This is a genomic window from Streptomyces sp. LUP30 (assembly GCF_001746365.1).
GTDB lineage: Bacteria > Actinomycetota > Actinomycetes > Streptomycetales > Streptomycetaceae > Streptomyces.
Window position 1 is genome coordinate 88,029 of record NZ_MJAJ01000010.1, and the last position, 15,480, is coordinate 103,508.

Sequence of the window (15,480 nt, forward strand, 5' to 3'; positions counted from 1 at the left end):
TCAGACCACTTCCCTGTGGCAACACCCCCCGATAGCGTTTTCGCCAGGTTCACGGCTCAAGTGGTCCGACCACTTCGAGCCTGGGCCGCTGCGCACCGGCGACAGGAGAGGCCCGTGGAAGACACCCCACCCAGCGCGACCGCCGTCCCGAGGGGCACCGTGACGCAGCGCGCCATCGAGCGGATCAAGGCGATGATCGGCGACGGGTTGCTGGAGCCGGGCCAGCGGCTGCCGACCGAGCGCGATCTCGCGGCCCAGCTGGGCATCTCCCGCAGTTCGATGCGCGAGGCGATCCGGGCGCTCACGGTCCTGGGCGTGCTGGAGGCCCGGCACGGCTCCGGCATCTACGTCACCCAGCTCAGGGCCGGGGACCTCCTGGAGACCTTCGGGGTGGTCGCCGACCTGTCGCGCGGAACGCGGCTGGTGGAGCTGCTCGAGGTCCGGCGGATCCTGGAGTCGACGGCCGCCGCACTGGCCGCGGCCCGTATCACGCCGGAGCAGCTGGCCCTCGTCGAAGGGCATCTGGCGGCGATGAACGCCACGGACGATCCGGAGGAGATCCTCGCGCACGACCTCGCCTTCCACCGCGCGATCGCCTCGGCCGCCGGCAACGAGACGTTGGCGGCGATCCTGGAGGGCGTCTCCTCACGCACCTTCCGCGCCCGCGTGTGGCGCGGTTACCAGGAGGAGGGCGCCTTCGCCCGCACGCGCCGCGAGCACGCCGCGATCCACCGCGCTCTGCTGGCCCGCGACCCGGAGGCCGCCCGCGCGGCGGCGGCCGCCCACGTGGGCGAGGTGGAGGAGTGGCTGAGGGCTCAGGTGAACACCTGAGCCTCGTCGCCCCGACCGCCGCACGGCGGGTCCAGGGCTGCGGGATCCGGCCGTGACGGCCCCCTCCCGGGAACCTCGAGGTCGACGGGCGGAGCCCGGCGAGGCAGAGTTCTCCCACGTACTCACGAGTAGTACGCGATCAGTAGTGGACACCCCGAGGAGCAGCCGTGACCAACTGGGTCGGCCGGACCGCCGTCGAGATCGCCGCCGCCGTACGCGCGAAGGAGGTCACGCCCCGTGAAGTAGTGGCCGAGCATCTGGCGCGGATCGAGCGGCTGGACGGGCGGATCGGGGCGTTCCGCGTGGTCCGCGCAGCGGCCGCGCTCGCCGAGGCGGACGAGCTGGCCGCCCACGCCGATCTGGCCGAACTTCCGCTGGCCGGGGTGCCGTTGGCGGTCAAGGACAACCTCGCGGTACGGGGCGAGTCGACCCGTGTCGGCTCGGCCGCGACGCCTGACGTGCCGGCCGAGGCCGACCATGTCACCGTGGCCCGGCTGCGGGCGGCCGGCGCGGTGGTCGTCGGCCTGACCAATGTGCCCGAACTGTGCGTGTTCGGCACCACGGAGGGCGTCCACGGCACCGCCCGCAATCCATGGGACACCTCCCGCACGGCAGGCGGCTCCTCCGGCGGCAGCGCGGCCGCGGTCGCCGCCGGGATGACGCCGATCGCCCTCGGCAACGACGGCATGGGCTCCCTGCGCATCCCGGCCGCCAACTGCGGGCTGGTGACGATCAAGCCGGGCCACGGGGTGGTGCCGGCCGGGATCGGGGAGGGCGACTGGTTCGGGATGTCGGAGAACGGCCCGCTGACGACGACCGTCGAGGACGCGCGGCTGATGCTGTCGGTCCTGGCCGGCGCCGAGATCGCGGGACCCGCGGAACCCGGCGCGCTCAAGGTCGCCGTCTCGGTGCGCAGTCCGCTGGCCGGGGTCGCCGTGAGCAAGCCGTACACGGAGGCGGCCCGGGAGGCGGCCGGGGTGCTCGTCCGGGCGGGACACCACGTGGAGCGGGCGGAGCCGCCGTATCCGCTGTCGCTGGGCGTCACGTCGCTCGCGCACTGGACGGCGGGCACGGCGGTGGACGCCGAGAGCCTCGACGCCCGGCTGCTGACCCGCCGCACCCGGGTGCACGCGGCCGTCGGCCGGCGGTTCCTGAGCGGGGTGCGCGGAGGTTCCGCGCGGGAGGAACTGCGCCGGCGCCTGGAGCCGTTCTTCGCGCAGTACGACGTGCTGCTCACTCCGGCACTGGCGCGAAGGCCGCCGAAGTCGGCGCCCTGGCACGAGCGGGGCTGGCTGCGCAACATCGCGGCGAACACGAACTACTCGCCGCTGACCCCGCCGTGGAATCTGACGGGCTGGCCGGCGATGACCGTCCCCTTCGGGACGCTGCCGTCCGACGCTCCCACCGCGGTGCAACTGGTGGGCCGACCGGGGACGGAGGCCGAACTGCTGCGCCTGGCCGCGCAGATGGAGACCCTGCGGCCGTGGCGACGGACAGCGCCGCTGGACTGAGCGCAAGCGCCGGAGAGCCCGGAAGGGCCGGAAGAGCCGAGAGCCGGACGGACCGAGGGGCCGGTGTGGTGCGGGGTCGGTGGGGTGCGGGGCGGGCGGAGGTTCGCATGGGCGTGGGCTGCGTGGGCGCACGCCCATGCGGTCGGCGATCGCGAGGGATCCCGCGGGCGGGTTCAGTCCACGCTGGGCAGGATGTGGGGCTCGGCGAGGTCGTCCTCGTAGCCCGCCAGGCGGATCGGGGCGGAGCGCGCCCACACGTCGAGGCTTCCGAGCTCGCCGGGTCGGCGGCCGGCGCGCTCCGTGCGTTCCTTGGGGCGCTGTTCGCGATTCGTCTTCTCCGGTGTCACCGCGCACTCCTTATGTGTCGGATCACCCTCGGGGCGTGCCGGGCACTCTGCAGTCCGGCGCTGGACGCTCCCTCGGGTCTGGCTGGAGTCGGTGGCGACACGGTTGCGCCGGTGACTCCCAGGAGAGCTGGCCGTTGTGAACCGGCTTGTCCCAGACGGACGATGGGTGTGGGTGGCACTCCGTCCTGCTGTCCGTCGGCTACAGCGTAACCAGATGAGCGGGGTGCCGCTCGATAGCGCCCGAAAATTTGGGGTAACCGTGGCGAGTCACCCACATGTCTCCGCAGGTGAATTGAACCCTTTTACCCACTGATGCACCCATCGGGTTCACTCGACCGGCGTACAGCGGTGAACATCCCTGCCGATCCGGGCGCGTCGTTCAGGCGCCGTTCGCCGGATCGCAAGCACGCCATGATCTGCTGATGTGCAGAACGGCTGACTCCCGGGAGGACTGACGCATGGAGCTGCGCAGTGTCGAGGAGCTGATGGACCTGCTGTACGCGTGCCGGGGCGTCCGGGACACCGCGCACGGCCCGGGTCCCGGAGTCGACCTTCACGACCACGCCCTGCGGACGGCCGCACTGCTGCGCCGCAGCCGGCCCGCGGACAAGGAGCTCCAGCTCGCCGGGCTGGTCCACCCCGTGGGTCAGCTGCTGCGCCCCGCCGACCCGGCCGGCCGGGCGGAGCTCGCCGCCGACGCGGTGGGCCTGCTGCTCGGACCTCGGGTCGCCCGTCTCGTACGACTGCATCCCCGGCGGGGCTTCTCCGTCGACGACGACGACCTGCTCAGCCTGCGCCAAGCCGACGAGGACGGTCTGACGACCGTCTTCGACGCGGGCGTCCTGGAGGACTGGCGCACTGTGCTGGAACTGGTCGCGGCACGCAACTCCCGCCTCGGGGCTGTCGATTGACGGTCCGTCGTGAGACGGTACGCCGATGACGTCGTCGCAGGGACCGTACGGTCTGCGCGGGAGGGCCGCGGTCGTCACCGGAGCCACCCGGGGCATCGGCCGGGCCGTGGCACGGGCGCTCGCCGACGCCGGGGCGCAGGTGTGCGTGAGCGCACGCGACGCGGACGACGTGCGGCGCACCGCCAGGGAACTGAACGGGGTGGGCCTGGCCGGAGGCGTCACCGATCCCGGTCATCCCGAGGAACTCACCGCCCTGTGCCTGCGCGAGTTCGGCCGGCTGGACGTCCTGGTCAACAACGCGGCGACGAATCAGCCGTACGGACCCCTCATGGCCGCCGACCCGGCGCTCTGGCGGGAGGCGTTCGCCGTCAACGTCGAGGCGCCGCTGCGGCTGGTGCAGTGCGCGTGGCGCGGCTGGATGCGCGAACACGGCGGGACGGTGGTCAACATCGGCACCGAGGGCGCCGCGCACACCGGCCCCGGCGTGGGCGCTTACGGCACCAGCAAGGCGGCGCTGCTCCACCTCACCCAGCAGCTCGCCGGAGAGCTGGGGCCGGGCGTCCGGGTCAACTCGGTCTCCCCCGGTCTCGTGCGCACCGAGATGGCGCGGTTCGTGTGGGAGCCGGGCGAGCAGGAGACCGCGGCCGGTCTGCCGCTGGCCCGCATCGGGGAGCCCGAGGACGTGGCGAGGGCGGTGCTGTGGCTGGCTTCGGACGCGGCGGAGTGGATCACGGGCGCGGATCTGCTGGTGGACGGCGGTACCCGGGTGCGAAGAGCCCGCGTCGCGACCTGACGGGCGGGCCGTGGGCTGTGCGGCGACGCGCGGCAGGGTGCGGCCGGTCTGCCGCACCTTCCCGCGCGCCCGGCCCCGCTACCACTTGCCGGGCGCGTAGTCCTTGAGGAAGACCCCGTACACGTCCTCGCCCGCCTCGCCCCGCACGACCGGGTCGTAGACCCGGGCCGCGCCGTCGACGAGGTCGAGCGGGGCGTGGAACCCCTCCTCGGCGAGCCGCAGCTTGTCGAAGTGCGGGCGTTCGTCGGTGATCCAGCCGGTGTCGACCGAGGTCATCAGGATGCCGTCGGCCTGGAACATCTCCTGGGCGCTGGTCCGCGTCACCATGTTCATCGCGGCCTTGGCGGCGTTCGTGTTCGGGTGGCCCGCGCCCTTGTAGCCACGGCCGAAGACGCCCTCCATCGCCGAGACGTTGACGACGTAGGCGCGCCCGCTCGTCGCCTTCTTCGCGGCGTCGGCCATGGCCGGACGGAGCTTGCTGATCAGGATGAACGGGGCCGTGTAGTTGCACAGCTGGGTCTCCAGCAGCTCCACCGGGGAGATCTGCTCGATGGTCTGCACCCAGGTGTTGGTGTCCACGACGTCGGGAACCAGGCCGCCCGCGTCGATCGCGGTGCCGTCGAGGTGCCGGGCCACGCTGGCGTTGCCCGCGACCAGCGCGAGGTCGGCGACCTGCTGGGCGTCCATGCCGCTGATGCCGACGGGCAGCGCGGCCAGGCCGTCCACCGCGCCGGAGCCGAAGGCACCGATGACATGGTGGGCGGGGAGCTCACCGGCGGGCAGCGGGGCACTCTCGCCGTCGACCAGGGCGGCGTAGGCGGCGGGCAGACGACGCACGGTCTGCGTCGCGTTGTTGACGAGGATGTCGAGCGGGCCCGCCTCGGCGACCCGGTCGGCGAGGGCCACGGCCTGCGCCGGGTCGCGCAGGTCGATGCCGACGACCTCCAGCCGGTGGATCCAGTCGGCTGAGTCGTCCATGGCCTTGAAACGGCGGATGGCGTCCTTGGGGAAGCGCGTGGTGATCGTGGTGTGCGCGCCGTCCCGCAGCAGCCGCAGCGCGATGTACATGCCGATCTTGGCGCGGCCGCCGGTGAGCAGCGCGCGCTTGCCGGCGAGGTCCGCGCGGGCGTCGCGGCGGGAACGGTTCAGCTCGGCGCAGGCCGGACAGAGCTGGTGGTAGAAGTAGTCGACCTCGACGTACCTGGTCTTGCAGGTGTAGCAGGAGCGCGGCCGCTGGAGTATCCCCGCGATCCTGCCCTCCTCCGTGACCGACGACGGGAGGATGCCCTCGGTCTCGTCGTCGATGCGCTGGGCGGAACCGGTGGCGGTGGCCTCGGTGACCGCCTTGTCGTGGGCGGTCTTGGCGGCCCGGCGTTCCTGCCTGCGGCGCTGCTTCACCGTGCGGTAGACGCCGGCGGTGGCCCGGCGCACGGCGATCGCGTCGGGGTGGTCGACGTCCAGCTTCTCGAGCTCCTCCAGCACGGAGAGGCACACCGCGAGCCGCTCCGGATCGACGCCGGGCCCGTACACGACCTCGTCCATGACGTCGTCCGCGATCGCCGCCGAGCCGTCCTCTGTCACCGTCATCGCGCTGCCGCTTCCCTGCTCACGTGTGCGGCGCTCCGACCGCGCCCGCCCTACGAAGGGGGAATTTTACGGAGCGCCGGGCCGCTCCTCCAAACCCGTTCCCGTCAAGAGCCGCAGGCCGTGATGAGCGTCTCCACCTCGGCGGTCAGCGCGCACGCGAACCGGTCGAGGTCGGGGACGGCCTCGGCGTCGGCGACCAGCCCGTAGTGGACCTGGCCGCGATACGTCGAGACGGCGACCGCCAGGGCCTGTCCGCGGGCCAGGGGGGCGTACGGGAAGACCTCGGCGAGCGGGTTCCCGCCGAGCTTGAGGCCGAAGCCGGGCAGCGGAACGCTGGTGACCAGGATGTCGAACCAGAGCCGGGCGGCCTGACCGACCACGGGGCCGCCCAGACGGTGGCCCAGTGCCGGCACGTGGTCGGCGAGCAGGGCGACGGCGCCCGCGCCGCGGCCGGGTCCCGCGTCCTTGTTGCGGTCCATGGCGGTGCGGCAGTGGGCGAGCCGACGGAGCGGGTCCGGGTCGTCGACCGGGAGCCGCAGCACGTATCCGGAGAGCCGGTTGCCCTGGGGGTGTGCGGTGCGCGGGCGCCGCTGGGAGACGGGGATCAGCGCGCGGGGCCGCACGCCCGCGCTGCCGTCGCCGCGCTCGTCGAGCCAGCGGCGCAGGGCCCCCGCCACGACCGCGATCAGCACGTCGTTGACGGTGCCGCCGGCGACTTTGCGGACCCGGTGCACGTCGTCGAGGTCGATGACGACGCCGGCGGTGCGTCGGGTGCCGGTGGACTCGGCGGTGAGCGCCGTGCTGGAGCGCACGCCCAGGCCCGACACGGCGACCGACGCGCCGATGTCGAGGGCGCGGCCCACCTCGGAGACCGCTCCGCGCAGCAGGCCCGGGAGCCTGCGCACGTCGGGGATCAGCGGTGCGGCGGGCGAAGCGGGCCGGGGCCGCGGCGCGGGCATGTCCATGGGGTCCAGGACGGCGGCGGCCAGGGTCAGCGCACGCAGTCCGTCGGCGAGGGCGTGGTGGAACTTGAACAGGACGGCGAAGGACACTCCGTCCTCGCCGGGCAGCACGTGCGCCTCCCACGGCGGGCGACCGCGCTCCAGGGGCCGTTCCATGAGCCGGCCGGCCTCCGTCTGGAAGTCGGCGGCGCGGTCGTGCAGGCGGACGTGGTGCAGGGGGTCGAAGTCCGGGTCGGACTCGCGCACCGCGCCGCCGAAGGCGAAGGGCTGCCACACGTCCCGGATCCGCATGCGCAGTCCGGGGACGGCGGCCGCCCGGGCGGCGAGCAGGTCGGCCGCATGGGCGGCCGCGGCGGGCGACCCGGCCGAGAAGACCCCGAGCGCGCCGAGGTGCATGGGGTGGTCGGCGGACTCGATGTTCCAGAACGCCAGGTCCAGCGGTGCCAGCAGATCATCAGCAGTCAAGGGCTCGCCTCGCGTCACGATGGGGTGAGTAGGCAGTCAACCTCTCACCACTGATTACGGTCAAGTACGATCGCGCTACGCACAGTTAACATCGGATTAAGTCCGCGTCACACGGCGTCTCACGAAACGCACTGCCGTTCACCGACCGCCTACCGCCGCGGCTGCCGACCGCCTGCCGCAGACCGCCGCCTGCCGACCGCCCGCTGCCCGCCGCCCCTACGTGACCAGCTGGCCCTTCCCCAGGGCGATCACGCCGCCCTTCGAGACGGTGTACAGCTCCGCGTCGCGCTCCGGGTTCACCCCGATGGTCGCCCCCGGAGGGACCTCGACGTTCTTGTCGAGGACGGCCCCGCGGACCACCGCGCCCCGCCCGATGTGCACGTTGTCGTGCAGGATCGAGCCCTGCACCACCGCGCCGGGATCGACCACCACGCCCGGGGACAGCACCGACCGGGTGACCTGTCCGCGGATCAGACATCCCGAACTGATGATCGACTCGCCGGCGATGCCGCCCGCGTTGAAACGCGCCGGGGACAGCTGGCCCGAGTGGGTGTAGATCGGCCAGGTGCGGTTGTACAGGTTGAAGGCCGGCCGCTCGGCGATCAGGTCCATATGGGCGTCGTAGTAGGCGTCGAGGGTGCCGACGTCGCGCCAGTAGCCCTGGTCGCGGCTGGTCTCCCCCGGCACGTGGTTGTCGTGGAAGTCGTACAGGTGGGCCTCGCCGCGCTCCGTGAGCTGGGGGAGGATCGAGCCGCCCATGTCGTGCACGGACCGTTCGTCCTCGGAGTCGCGCTGGAGGGCCTCGATGAGCGCCTTCGTCGTGAAGATGTAGTTGCCCATCGACGCGAACACCGACTCCGGGTCGTCCACCAGCCCGGGCGGATCGGAGGGCTTCTCCAGGAACCGCTCGACCGTCTGGCCGTCCGAGCCCGGAGTGATCACCCCGAAGGCGGAGGACTCGCCACGCGGCACCCGGATGCCGGCGACGGTCACGCCCGCACCGCTGTCGATGTGCTGCTCCAGCATCTGGCGCGGGTCCATGCGGTAGACGTGGTCCGCGCCGAAGACCGCCACGTACTCGGGCCGTTCGTCGTAGATGAGGTTCAGCGACTGCAGGATGGCGTCGGCGCTGCCGAGGTACCAGCGCGGGCCGAGCCGCTGCTGCGCCGGGACCGGAGTGACGTAGTTGCCGAGCAGGCTCGACATCCGCCAGGTGGTGGTGATGTGCCGGTCCAGCGAGTGCGACTTGTACTGCGTCAGCACACAGATGCGCAGAATGTCCGCGTTGACGAGGTTGGACAGCACGAAGTCCACGAGGCGGTACGTGCCGCCGAAGGTGACCGCCGGTTTGGCACGGTCCGCCGTCAGCGGCATCAGCCGCTTGCCCTCACCGCCCGCCAGCACGATTCCGAGCACCGAAGGCCCACCACGACGCATGGCCGCTCCCCTCACCCTGGTTGATACCCATGGCTGCCCCGGCGTGGGGCTCTCTACGCCTGTTTGAGGATCTCCTCGTACAGTCCGACCGTACGCCGGGCCACCGCGTCCCAGCCGAACTCGCCGACCGCGCGCGCCCGGCCCGCCTCGCCCATGCGACGCGCTTTCGCCGGATCGCCGAGAATCTCGTCGAGCGCGCGGCCGAGACCGGCCTCGAAGGCGTCTCCCTCGTCGTCCAGGGCGACGAGCGTGCCCGTCACCCCGTCCTCGACGACCTCGGGGATACCACCGACCCGGGAGGCCACCACGGGCGTGCCGCACGCCATCGCCTCCAGGTTGACGATGCCCAGGGGTTCGTACACCGACGGGCAGACGAACACGGCCGCGTGCGTGAGGAGCTGGATCACCTCGGGGCGCGGCAGCATTTTCGGGATCCAGTGGACGCCGTCCCGGGCGCTGCTCAGCCTGCCGAAGAGGTCCCGGAACTCCTGATCGATCTCGGGCGTGTCGGGTGCGCCCGCGCACAGCACGACCTGCGCCGCAGGATCGATGCCCTGCACGGCGCGCAGCAGATGCGGAACGCCCTTCTGGCGGGTGATCCGGCCGACGAACAGCACGAACGGGCGGTCCGGGTCGAGACCGATCCGGGCGAGGGCGTCGGTGCCGTGGTCGGGACGGTAGAGGGCGGTGTCGATGCCGTTGTGCACGACGTGCACCCGGTCCGCGGCGAGCGAGGGATAGCAGGCGAGGATGTCGTCGCGCATCGCGCCCGAGACGGCGATCACGGCGTCGGCGGCCTCCAGTGCGCCGCGCTCGGCCCAGCTCGACAGCGCGTAGCCGCCGCCGAGCTGCTCGGCCTTCCACGGCCGCAGCGGCTCCAGCGAGTGCGCGGTCACGACGTGCGGAACGCCGTACAGCTGCTGGGCGAGACGCCCGGCGAGATTGGCGTACCAGGTGTGCGAGTGGACCAGCTCACAGCCTTCGAGGGCGGCCGCCATGGCGAGGTCCACCGAGAACGTGCGCAGCGCGTCGTTGGCTCCGTCGAGCGCGGACCAGGGACGGTGGCGCGTGACACCGTCCGCGCGGCCCTCGCCCCAGCAGTGCACGTCGACGTCGACCAGCCGCCGCAGCTCGCGCGCCAGGAACTCGACGTGGACGCCGGCGCCGCCGTACACGTCCGGGGGAAACTCCCGGGTCAGCAGTCCCACTCGCACCCGTAACCCCCATCTCAGCGACCGGTTCCCTTTCATGGTCACTCAGACGGGGCGCGTGGGGAAGAGCGCGGGGGTCGTATGAAGCAACAGTCGCCGCACAGACCCCCGCCGGGCGCCCGGTAATACAGGCAGCAGCTGCGGCGGCGGAAGGCGCCGCCCGTCAGGGCGCCGGTGTCCGCGAGGTAGGGATGGGCGAAGAGCTCCGCGGTGAGGGCACGCACGTGTGCGACGACGTCCGGGCGACCGTGCGCACCGGCCCACTGCTCCAGCAGCCGGGCGGTCGCCGCCAGGGCCGAACCGGCGTTGCCCCGCAGCAGGCCCGCCGCGACCGGGTGGCGGACCCGCAGAGCCGCGCCGAGGGGTTCCAGATGGCCGTCGACGACCAGCCGGGCGACGGTCGCCGCGTCCCCGGGCCGGGCCCGCACCCGTGTCAGCCACAGGTCGTCCGGAGCAGCCCCGTCAGGGTCCCAGCGCAGCAGCTCCGGGGCGAGGTCGGGGACGGACCCGTACAGCACCGCGCAGCCCAGCGTGACGGACCACAGCCGGGCCGCGAGCCCCTGCTGGGCGACGGACGCGCCGATCCGGTCCTCCGGGGCTCGCAGGGCCAGGACCACTTTGCGCACACGGAACGTCAGCGGATCCCCGTGGACCTGCGGCGGCGCGCTGTCGGAGGGGCTGTCGGCGGGGCTGCCGGAGGGGTCCCCGTAGACCCGCGCGAGGGTCGGCAGCTCGCAGAGCGGGCCTGCCGAGCCGTCCGCGGGAGTGTGCAGGGCGAAGAAGGCGCCGAGCGGACGGAGCGCGGCGAGACCGGGGTCGAGATTCACGAAGTCCAGTAGTACCAAGGGTGGTCGGGGTCGGTGATCAGGGGGATCCCTGGGCCGTCACCCGCCTGAGGGAGGACGGCGGGCCTGTCGTACTCCATCGGCAGTAGGACCCATTGGGTGCTCAGGGACGACGACGGGAACAGATCGACAGGGCATCGTGTTGGTCATGGATGACGACCGTTCGCCGCGCCGGGCCCGGTGCCCCCGCCTCACGCAGAGGAGCAGCTCATGAGCGCCCTCGCGTTCTCCGTGGTCCTGTCGCTCGTCTCCGCTGTCGCGTACGCGGCCGGGGCGATCGTGCAGGAGCAGGTCGCGGTGTCCTCGCCCGACGAGGAGTACGCCCCGCTGCGCCGTCCGGGCTGGTGGGCCGCGGTGGCGCTGAACGGTCTCGGCGGACTTCTGCACGTGGTGGCGCTGGCCTACGGTCCGCTCAGCCTGGTCCAGCCGCTGGGTGCGCTGACCATCGTGTTCGCCCTGCCCATGGCGGCGCTGTTCGTCGGCCGCAGGGCCGGGGCGACGGCCTGGCGGGGCGCGATCATGGCGACGGTCGGTCTCGCGGGTCTGCTCTCCCTGGTGGGGGCCTCCGACGCGCAGTCGCTGAGCACCGCGCAGCGCGTGGCCGTGGCCGTGTTCACCGCGGGCGCGGTCGTGACCCTGATGATCGCCGGCCGGGCCGCGCACCGGCATCCCGCGGTCCGCAGCATGCTCCTGGCGACCGCGTCCGGCATAGCGTTCGGCATGTCGTCGGTGTTCACCAAGACCGTCGCCGTCGACTGGACCGACGGCGTCTCGGCCGCCGACATCCCCTCTCTGGCCGTGATCGGCGTGCTGGCCACGGCCGGCATGCTGCTGTCGCAGGCCTCCTACCGGGGTGCCGGCCTCGCGGCTCCGCTGGCGACGCTGACCGTGGTCAACCCGGTGGTGGCGGCCGCCGTCGGCATCACGATGTTCGGCGAGACGTTCCGCTACGGCACCACGGGCACCGCGCTCGCCCTGGGCTGCGGTGTGGTGGCGGCGGGCGGACTGATCCTGCTCACGACGGAGCGTCTGCAGTCGAGCCACCCGCGGACGGCGGAGACCGAGGCCGCCCCCGCGGACCCGGCCGCCCTCGCGGACCCGGCCGTCCGGACCGTCGGCGGCGCGCGCGTCGAGACGACGGCCGACAGCGGGAGCGCGGGCGTGAGTGGCGCGATCGTCCTCCGGTTCCCGGAACAGTCGGCCGCCTCGCCGCTGGAGGGCGTGCTCCTGAACGGCGTACGCGACCTGCCCGACGTACCGCACGACGCACGACAGCACGACGTACTGCTGGACGGCGCTCTGCTGGACGGCATGAGCCTGGACGGCCTGCGACTGGACGTCGTACGGCCTGAGAGCGTGCGGCCCGGGGACCTGCCGGCGGAGGGCGGCGACCGACGGTCGGCGCCCGTGCCGGTGTCGACCCCGGCCGACGCCGAGGGCGACCCCTATGAGGAGGACCCGTCCGTCCCGGACGTGCCCGCATCGTTCTACACCCCGCTGTACGGAGGTCTGTTCGTCCCGGTGCCGGTCGTCGACCGGCACCGGGAGCGGGTCAAATCCTGACGCCACCGGCCCGCAGATAGGACAGCGGGTCGATGTCCGTTCCGAAGCCGGGCCCCGTCCGCACCTCGAAGTGCAGATGCGGGCCCGTGCTGTTGCCCGTGGAGCCGGACCGGCCTATGCGCTGGCCGCCGCTCACCGACTGCCCGTCCCGGACGGAGATCGCGGACAGATGGGCGTACTGGGTGTAGCGGCCGTCGGCGTGCCGGATGACGACCTGATAGCCGAACGAGCCGCCCCAGCCCGCGCTCACCACCTCGCCCGACGTCACCGCCTTCACGGATGTTCCGGTGGGCACGGGGAAGTCGACACCCGTGTGGTAGCCCTTCGACCAGGAGGATCCGGTCGCGTGGTAGGGCGTTCCGGTGGCCGCGCCGACGGGCGCGACGAAGGAGTGGCCGGCACTCGCCTTGTGCGCGCCCTTGTGCTTGGCGCTCTTGGCCGGTTTTCCCTGCCCGGCGCCCGGGGACGCCTTCGGTTTCTCCGTGTGGTGGTCGGCGCCGCCGGGGGCCCGCGCGGCGGCCGCCCGCCCGTTCAGGCTGAGCCGCTGCCCCGGCAGGATGAGGTCCGGGTCGGCGCCCACGGTCGTCCGGTTGGCGGCGTAGAGCCCGCGCCAGCCGCCCCTGACCTCCTCGGCGTCCGCGATGCCGGAGAGCGTGTCGCCGCGGACGACCGTGTACATCCGCGCGGTGCCCGCCCGGGACTGGGGCGTGCTGTGCGCCCGCACGTCCTCGAGAGACGTCTTCGACGCCTTCGGCGCCTCGGCCGTCGACCCGCCGGACGTCCTGGACGAAGACCCGGCCGGCTTCGCCGACGTGCCGTTCGGGTGGACGTCAGGGGTGTCGCCGCCCCGGCTCAGTCCGGCCCGGCCCGAGCACACCGGCCATGCGCCGGGGCCTTGTCCGTCCAGCACCTTCTCGGCGACGGCGATCTGCTGGGCCCGGGTGGCCAGATCCGCTCGCGGCGCGTACCGGGCGCCGCCGTACGCCTCCCAGGTGGACTGGGTGAACTGCAGTCCGCCGTAGTAGCCGTTGCCGCTGTTGATGCTCCAGTCGCCGGTCGACTCGCAGGCGGCGACCTTGTTCCAGGTGTCCACGTCGGCCGCCTGGGCGGCTCCCGCGCCGATGAGCGGTATCGCCATGCCGGCGCCGCCCGCCGTGACGGTGAGCGAGGCTCGGTTGATCCTGTTCGGCTGATACCGGCGGTGCCGGCCGCGTACGGCCATGGAGATCCCCCTCGACATGCGTCAGGAGCGGCAAAAGTAAGTGCCCCCAACAGGCCATGACAAGGCGACAACCGGCCGCTCCGACTCGCCCGGGGGGCACGAGGGGGACCCGCCGGGAAACCGGCCCCGGAACCCGTCAGGATGGTCCCGAGCACGATACTGACGGGCACACCTCTCCAAGGAGCCAACCGTATGAGCACTTCAGCCCAGATCGGCGTCACGGGCCTCGCGGTGATGGGGCGCAACCTCGCCCGCAACTTCGCGCGCAACGGCTACACGGTCGCGCTGCACAACCGGACGGCGGCCCGTACCCGCGCCCTGGTCGAGGAGTTCGGCGGCGAGGGCGAGTTCATCGCGGCCGAGACCGCCAAGGAGTTCGTCGCGGCGCTGGAGCGGCCCCGCCGGCTGGTCGTCATGGTGAAGGCCGGTGAGCCCACCGACGCGGTGATCCGCGAGTTCGCCCCGCTGCTCGAGCCCGGCGACATGATCATCGACGGCGGCAACGCGCACTTCGCCGACACCCGCCGCCGTGAGCGCGAGCTGCGCGAGCAGGGGCTGCACTTCGTCGGCGCGGGAATCTCCGGCGGCGAGGAGGGCGCGCTGCACGGCCCCAGCATCATGCCGGGCGGCTCGCCCGAGTCGTACGAGTCGCTGGGCCCGATGCTGGAGAAGATCTCCGCGAAGGCGGCGGACGGTTCGCCCTGCGTCACCCACGTCGGCCCGGACGGCGCCGGCCACTTCGTGAAGATGGTCCACAACGGCATCGAGTACGCCGACATGCAACTCATCGGCGAGGCCTACCAGTTGCTGCGGGAAGTCGCCGGGTACGAGCCGGCGCAGATCGCGGACATCTTCCGCACCTGGAACACCGGCCGCCTCGACTCCTACCTGATCGAGATCACGGCCGAGGTGCTCTCCCATGTGGACGCGGCGACGGACAGGCCCTTCGTGGACGTCGTGGTGGACCAGGCGGAGCAGAAGGGCACCGGCCGCTGGACCGTCCAGATCGCGCTGGACCTCGGGGTTCCGGTGTCGGGCATCGCGGAGGCCGTCTTCGCCCGCTCGCTGTCGGGTCACGCGGCGCTGCGCGAGGCCTCCCGCGACCTGGCGGGCCCGAAGGCGTCCGCACTGGGCGAGGCGGAGGCGCAGGCCTTCGCCGACCGGGTGGAGCAGGCGCTGTACGCCTCGAAGATCGTGTCGTACACCCAGGGCTTCCACGAGCTCGCCGCGGGCAGCGAGGAGTACGACTGGGACATCGACCTCGGGGCCGTCTCCTCGATCTGGCGCGGCGGCTGCATCATCCGCGCGGCCTTCCTCGACCGGATCCGCGCCGCGTACGACGCCCGCGCGGACCTGCCGAGCCTGCTCTCCGACGCGACGTTCGCCTCGGAGATCGCGGCCGCCCAGGACGCCTGGCGGGAGGTGCTGGTGTCCGCGACGCTCCAGGGGGTGCCCACGCCGGGCTTCGCCGCCGCGCTCGCGTACTACGACGCCCTGCGCGCGGAGCGCCTGCCCGCCGCGCTCACCCAGGGCCAGCGGGACTTCTTCGGCGCGCACACGTACCGGCGGGTCGACCGTGAGGGCGCGTTCCACACGCTGTGGGGCGGGGACCGCTCGGAGGTGGACGCGTAGCCCGGTCCGACAGGCGGCCGCGGGAGCGGCGGCTGCGCGGCGGACGGCCGCGCCAGACGCACGAGACGCGGCGGCGGGCGGCGTCGAGCCGCCCGCCGCCGCGGCGGGTCGAGCAGGTCAGGCGAGGGGCGGGCCGGGTTCCGGGCTGGGCACCGGCTCCGGC

13 protein-coding genes are annotated in these 15,480 nt (G+C 72.9%); 6 read left to right on the forward strand and 7 right to left on the reverse strand.

The annotated features are described in order from the left end of the window. The first annotated feature begins 114 nt into the window (after window positions 1–114). A complete protein-coding gene (locus BG482_RS11615) occupies window positions 115–831 on the forward strand; it encodes a FadR/GntR family transcriptional regulator (protein WP_069768883.1) in 717 nt (238 codons plus the stop codon). 167 nt (window positions 832–998) lie between these two features. After that, window positions 999–2,342 carry an amidase gene (locus BG482_RS11620; protein ID WP_069768884.1) on the forward strand — a complete coding sequence of 448 codons (1,344 nt, stop codon included), beginning with the start codon at window positions 999–1,001 and terminating at the stop codon, window positions 2,340–2,342. A gap of 173 nt (window positions 2,343–2,515) precedes the next feature. On the opposite strand, the gene BG482_RS42505 is transcribed toward BG482_RS11620, so the two are convergent. Next, window positions 2,516–2,689 (reverse strand): hypothetical protein, encoded by a 174-nt coding sequence (locus tag BG482_RS42505; protein ID WP_106980896.1) that lies wholly within the window; start codon window positions 2,687–2,689, stop codon window positions 2,516–2,518. A gap of 458 nt (window positions 2,690–3,147) precedes the next feature. On the opposite strand from BG482_RS42505, the gene BG482_RS11625 reads away from it, so the two are divergent. After that, window positions 3,148–3,600 (forward strand): hypothetical protein, encoded by a 453-nt coding sequence (locus tag BG482_RS11625; RefSeq protein WP_069768885.1) that lies wholly within the window; start codon window positions 3,148–3,150, stop codon window positions 3,598–3,600. Between the two features lie 25 nt (window positions 3,601–3,625). Next, on the forward strand, window positions 3,626–4,393 hold the full coding sequence (locus BG482_RS11630; RefSeq protein WP_069768886.1) for an SDR family oxidoreductase: 768 nt from the start codon (window positions 3,626–3,628) through the stop codon (window positions 4,391–4,393). 78 nt (window positions 4,394–4,471) lie between these two features. Here BG482_RS11630 and BG482_RS11635 read toward each other — a convergent pair whose 3' ends face one another. The 5 genes from BG482_RS11635 to BG482_RS11655 form a co-directional block, all read right to left on the reverse strand. Further along, window positions 4,472–5,980 carry an SDR family NAD(P)-dependent oxidoreductase gene (locus BG482_RS11635; protein WP_069768887.1) on the reverse strand — a complete coding sequence of 503 codons (1,509 nt, stop codon included), beginning with the start codon at window positions 5,978–5,980 and terminating at the stop codon, window positions 4,472–4,474. Window positions 5,981–6,084: 104 nt separating this feature from the next. Beyond that, a complete protein-coding gene (locus BG482_RS11640) occupies window positions 6,085–7,407 on the reverse strand; it encodes a wax ester/triacylglycerol synthase family O-acyltransferase (protein WP_069768888.1) in 1,323 nt (440 codons plus the stop codon). A gap of 216 nt (window positions 7,408–7,623) precedes the next feature. Further along, window positions 7,624–8,844 (reverse strand): glucose-1-phosphate adenylyltransferase, encoded by a 1,221-nt coding sequence (gene glgC, locus BG482_RS11645; RefSeq protein WP_069768889.1) that lies wholly within the window; start codon window positions 8,842–8,844, stop codon window positions 7,624–7,626. Between the two features lie 53 nt (window positions 8,845–8,897). Continuing rightward, window positions 8,898–10,058 carry a glycogen synthase gene (glgA, locus tag BG482_RS11650; RefSeq protein ID WP_069768890.1) on the reverse strand — a complete coding sequence of 387 codons (1,161 nt, stop codon included), beginning with the start codon at window positions 10,056–10,058 and terminating at the stop codon, window positions 8,898–8,900. 38 nt (window positions 10,059–10,096) lie between these two features. Further along, window positions 10,097–10,882, reverse strand: a complete 786-nt coding sequence (locus BG482_RS11655) for a (2Fe-2S)-binding protein (protein ID WP_069768891.1) — start codon at window positions 10,880–10,882, stop codon at window positions 10,097–10,099. Window positions 10,883–11,110: 228 nt separating this feature from the next. Between BG482_RS11655 and BG482_RS11660 the strand changes: the two genes are divergently transcribed. Continuing rightward, window positions 11,111–12,463: a DMT family transporter gene (locus BG482_RS11660; protein ID WP_069768892.1), complete on the forward strand. Its 1,353-nt coding sequence runs from the start codon at window positions 11,111–11,113 to the stop codon at window positions 12,461–12,463. Here BG482_RS11660 and BG482_RS11665 read toward each other — a convergent pair. After that, window positions 12,453–13,685, reverse strand: a complete 1,233-nt coding sequence (locus BG482_RS11665; RefSeq protein WP_069768893.1) for a transglycosylase family protein — start codon at window positions 13,683–13,685, stop codon at window positions 12,453–12,455. The genes BG482_RS11660 and BG482_RS11665 overlap by 11 nt on opposite strands. 192 nt (window positions 13,686–13,877) lie before the next feature. On the opposite strand from BG482_RS11665, the gene gndA reads away from it, so the two are divergent. After that, window positions 13,878–15,317 (forward strand): NADP-dependent phosphogluconate dehydrogenase, encoded by a 1,440-nt coding sequence (gene gndA / locus BG482_RS11670; protein WP_069768894.1) that lies wholly within the window; start codon window positions 13,878–13,880, stop codon window positions 15,315–15,317. Window positions 15,318–15,480 lie beyond the last annotated feature (163 nt).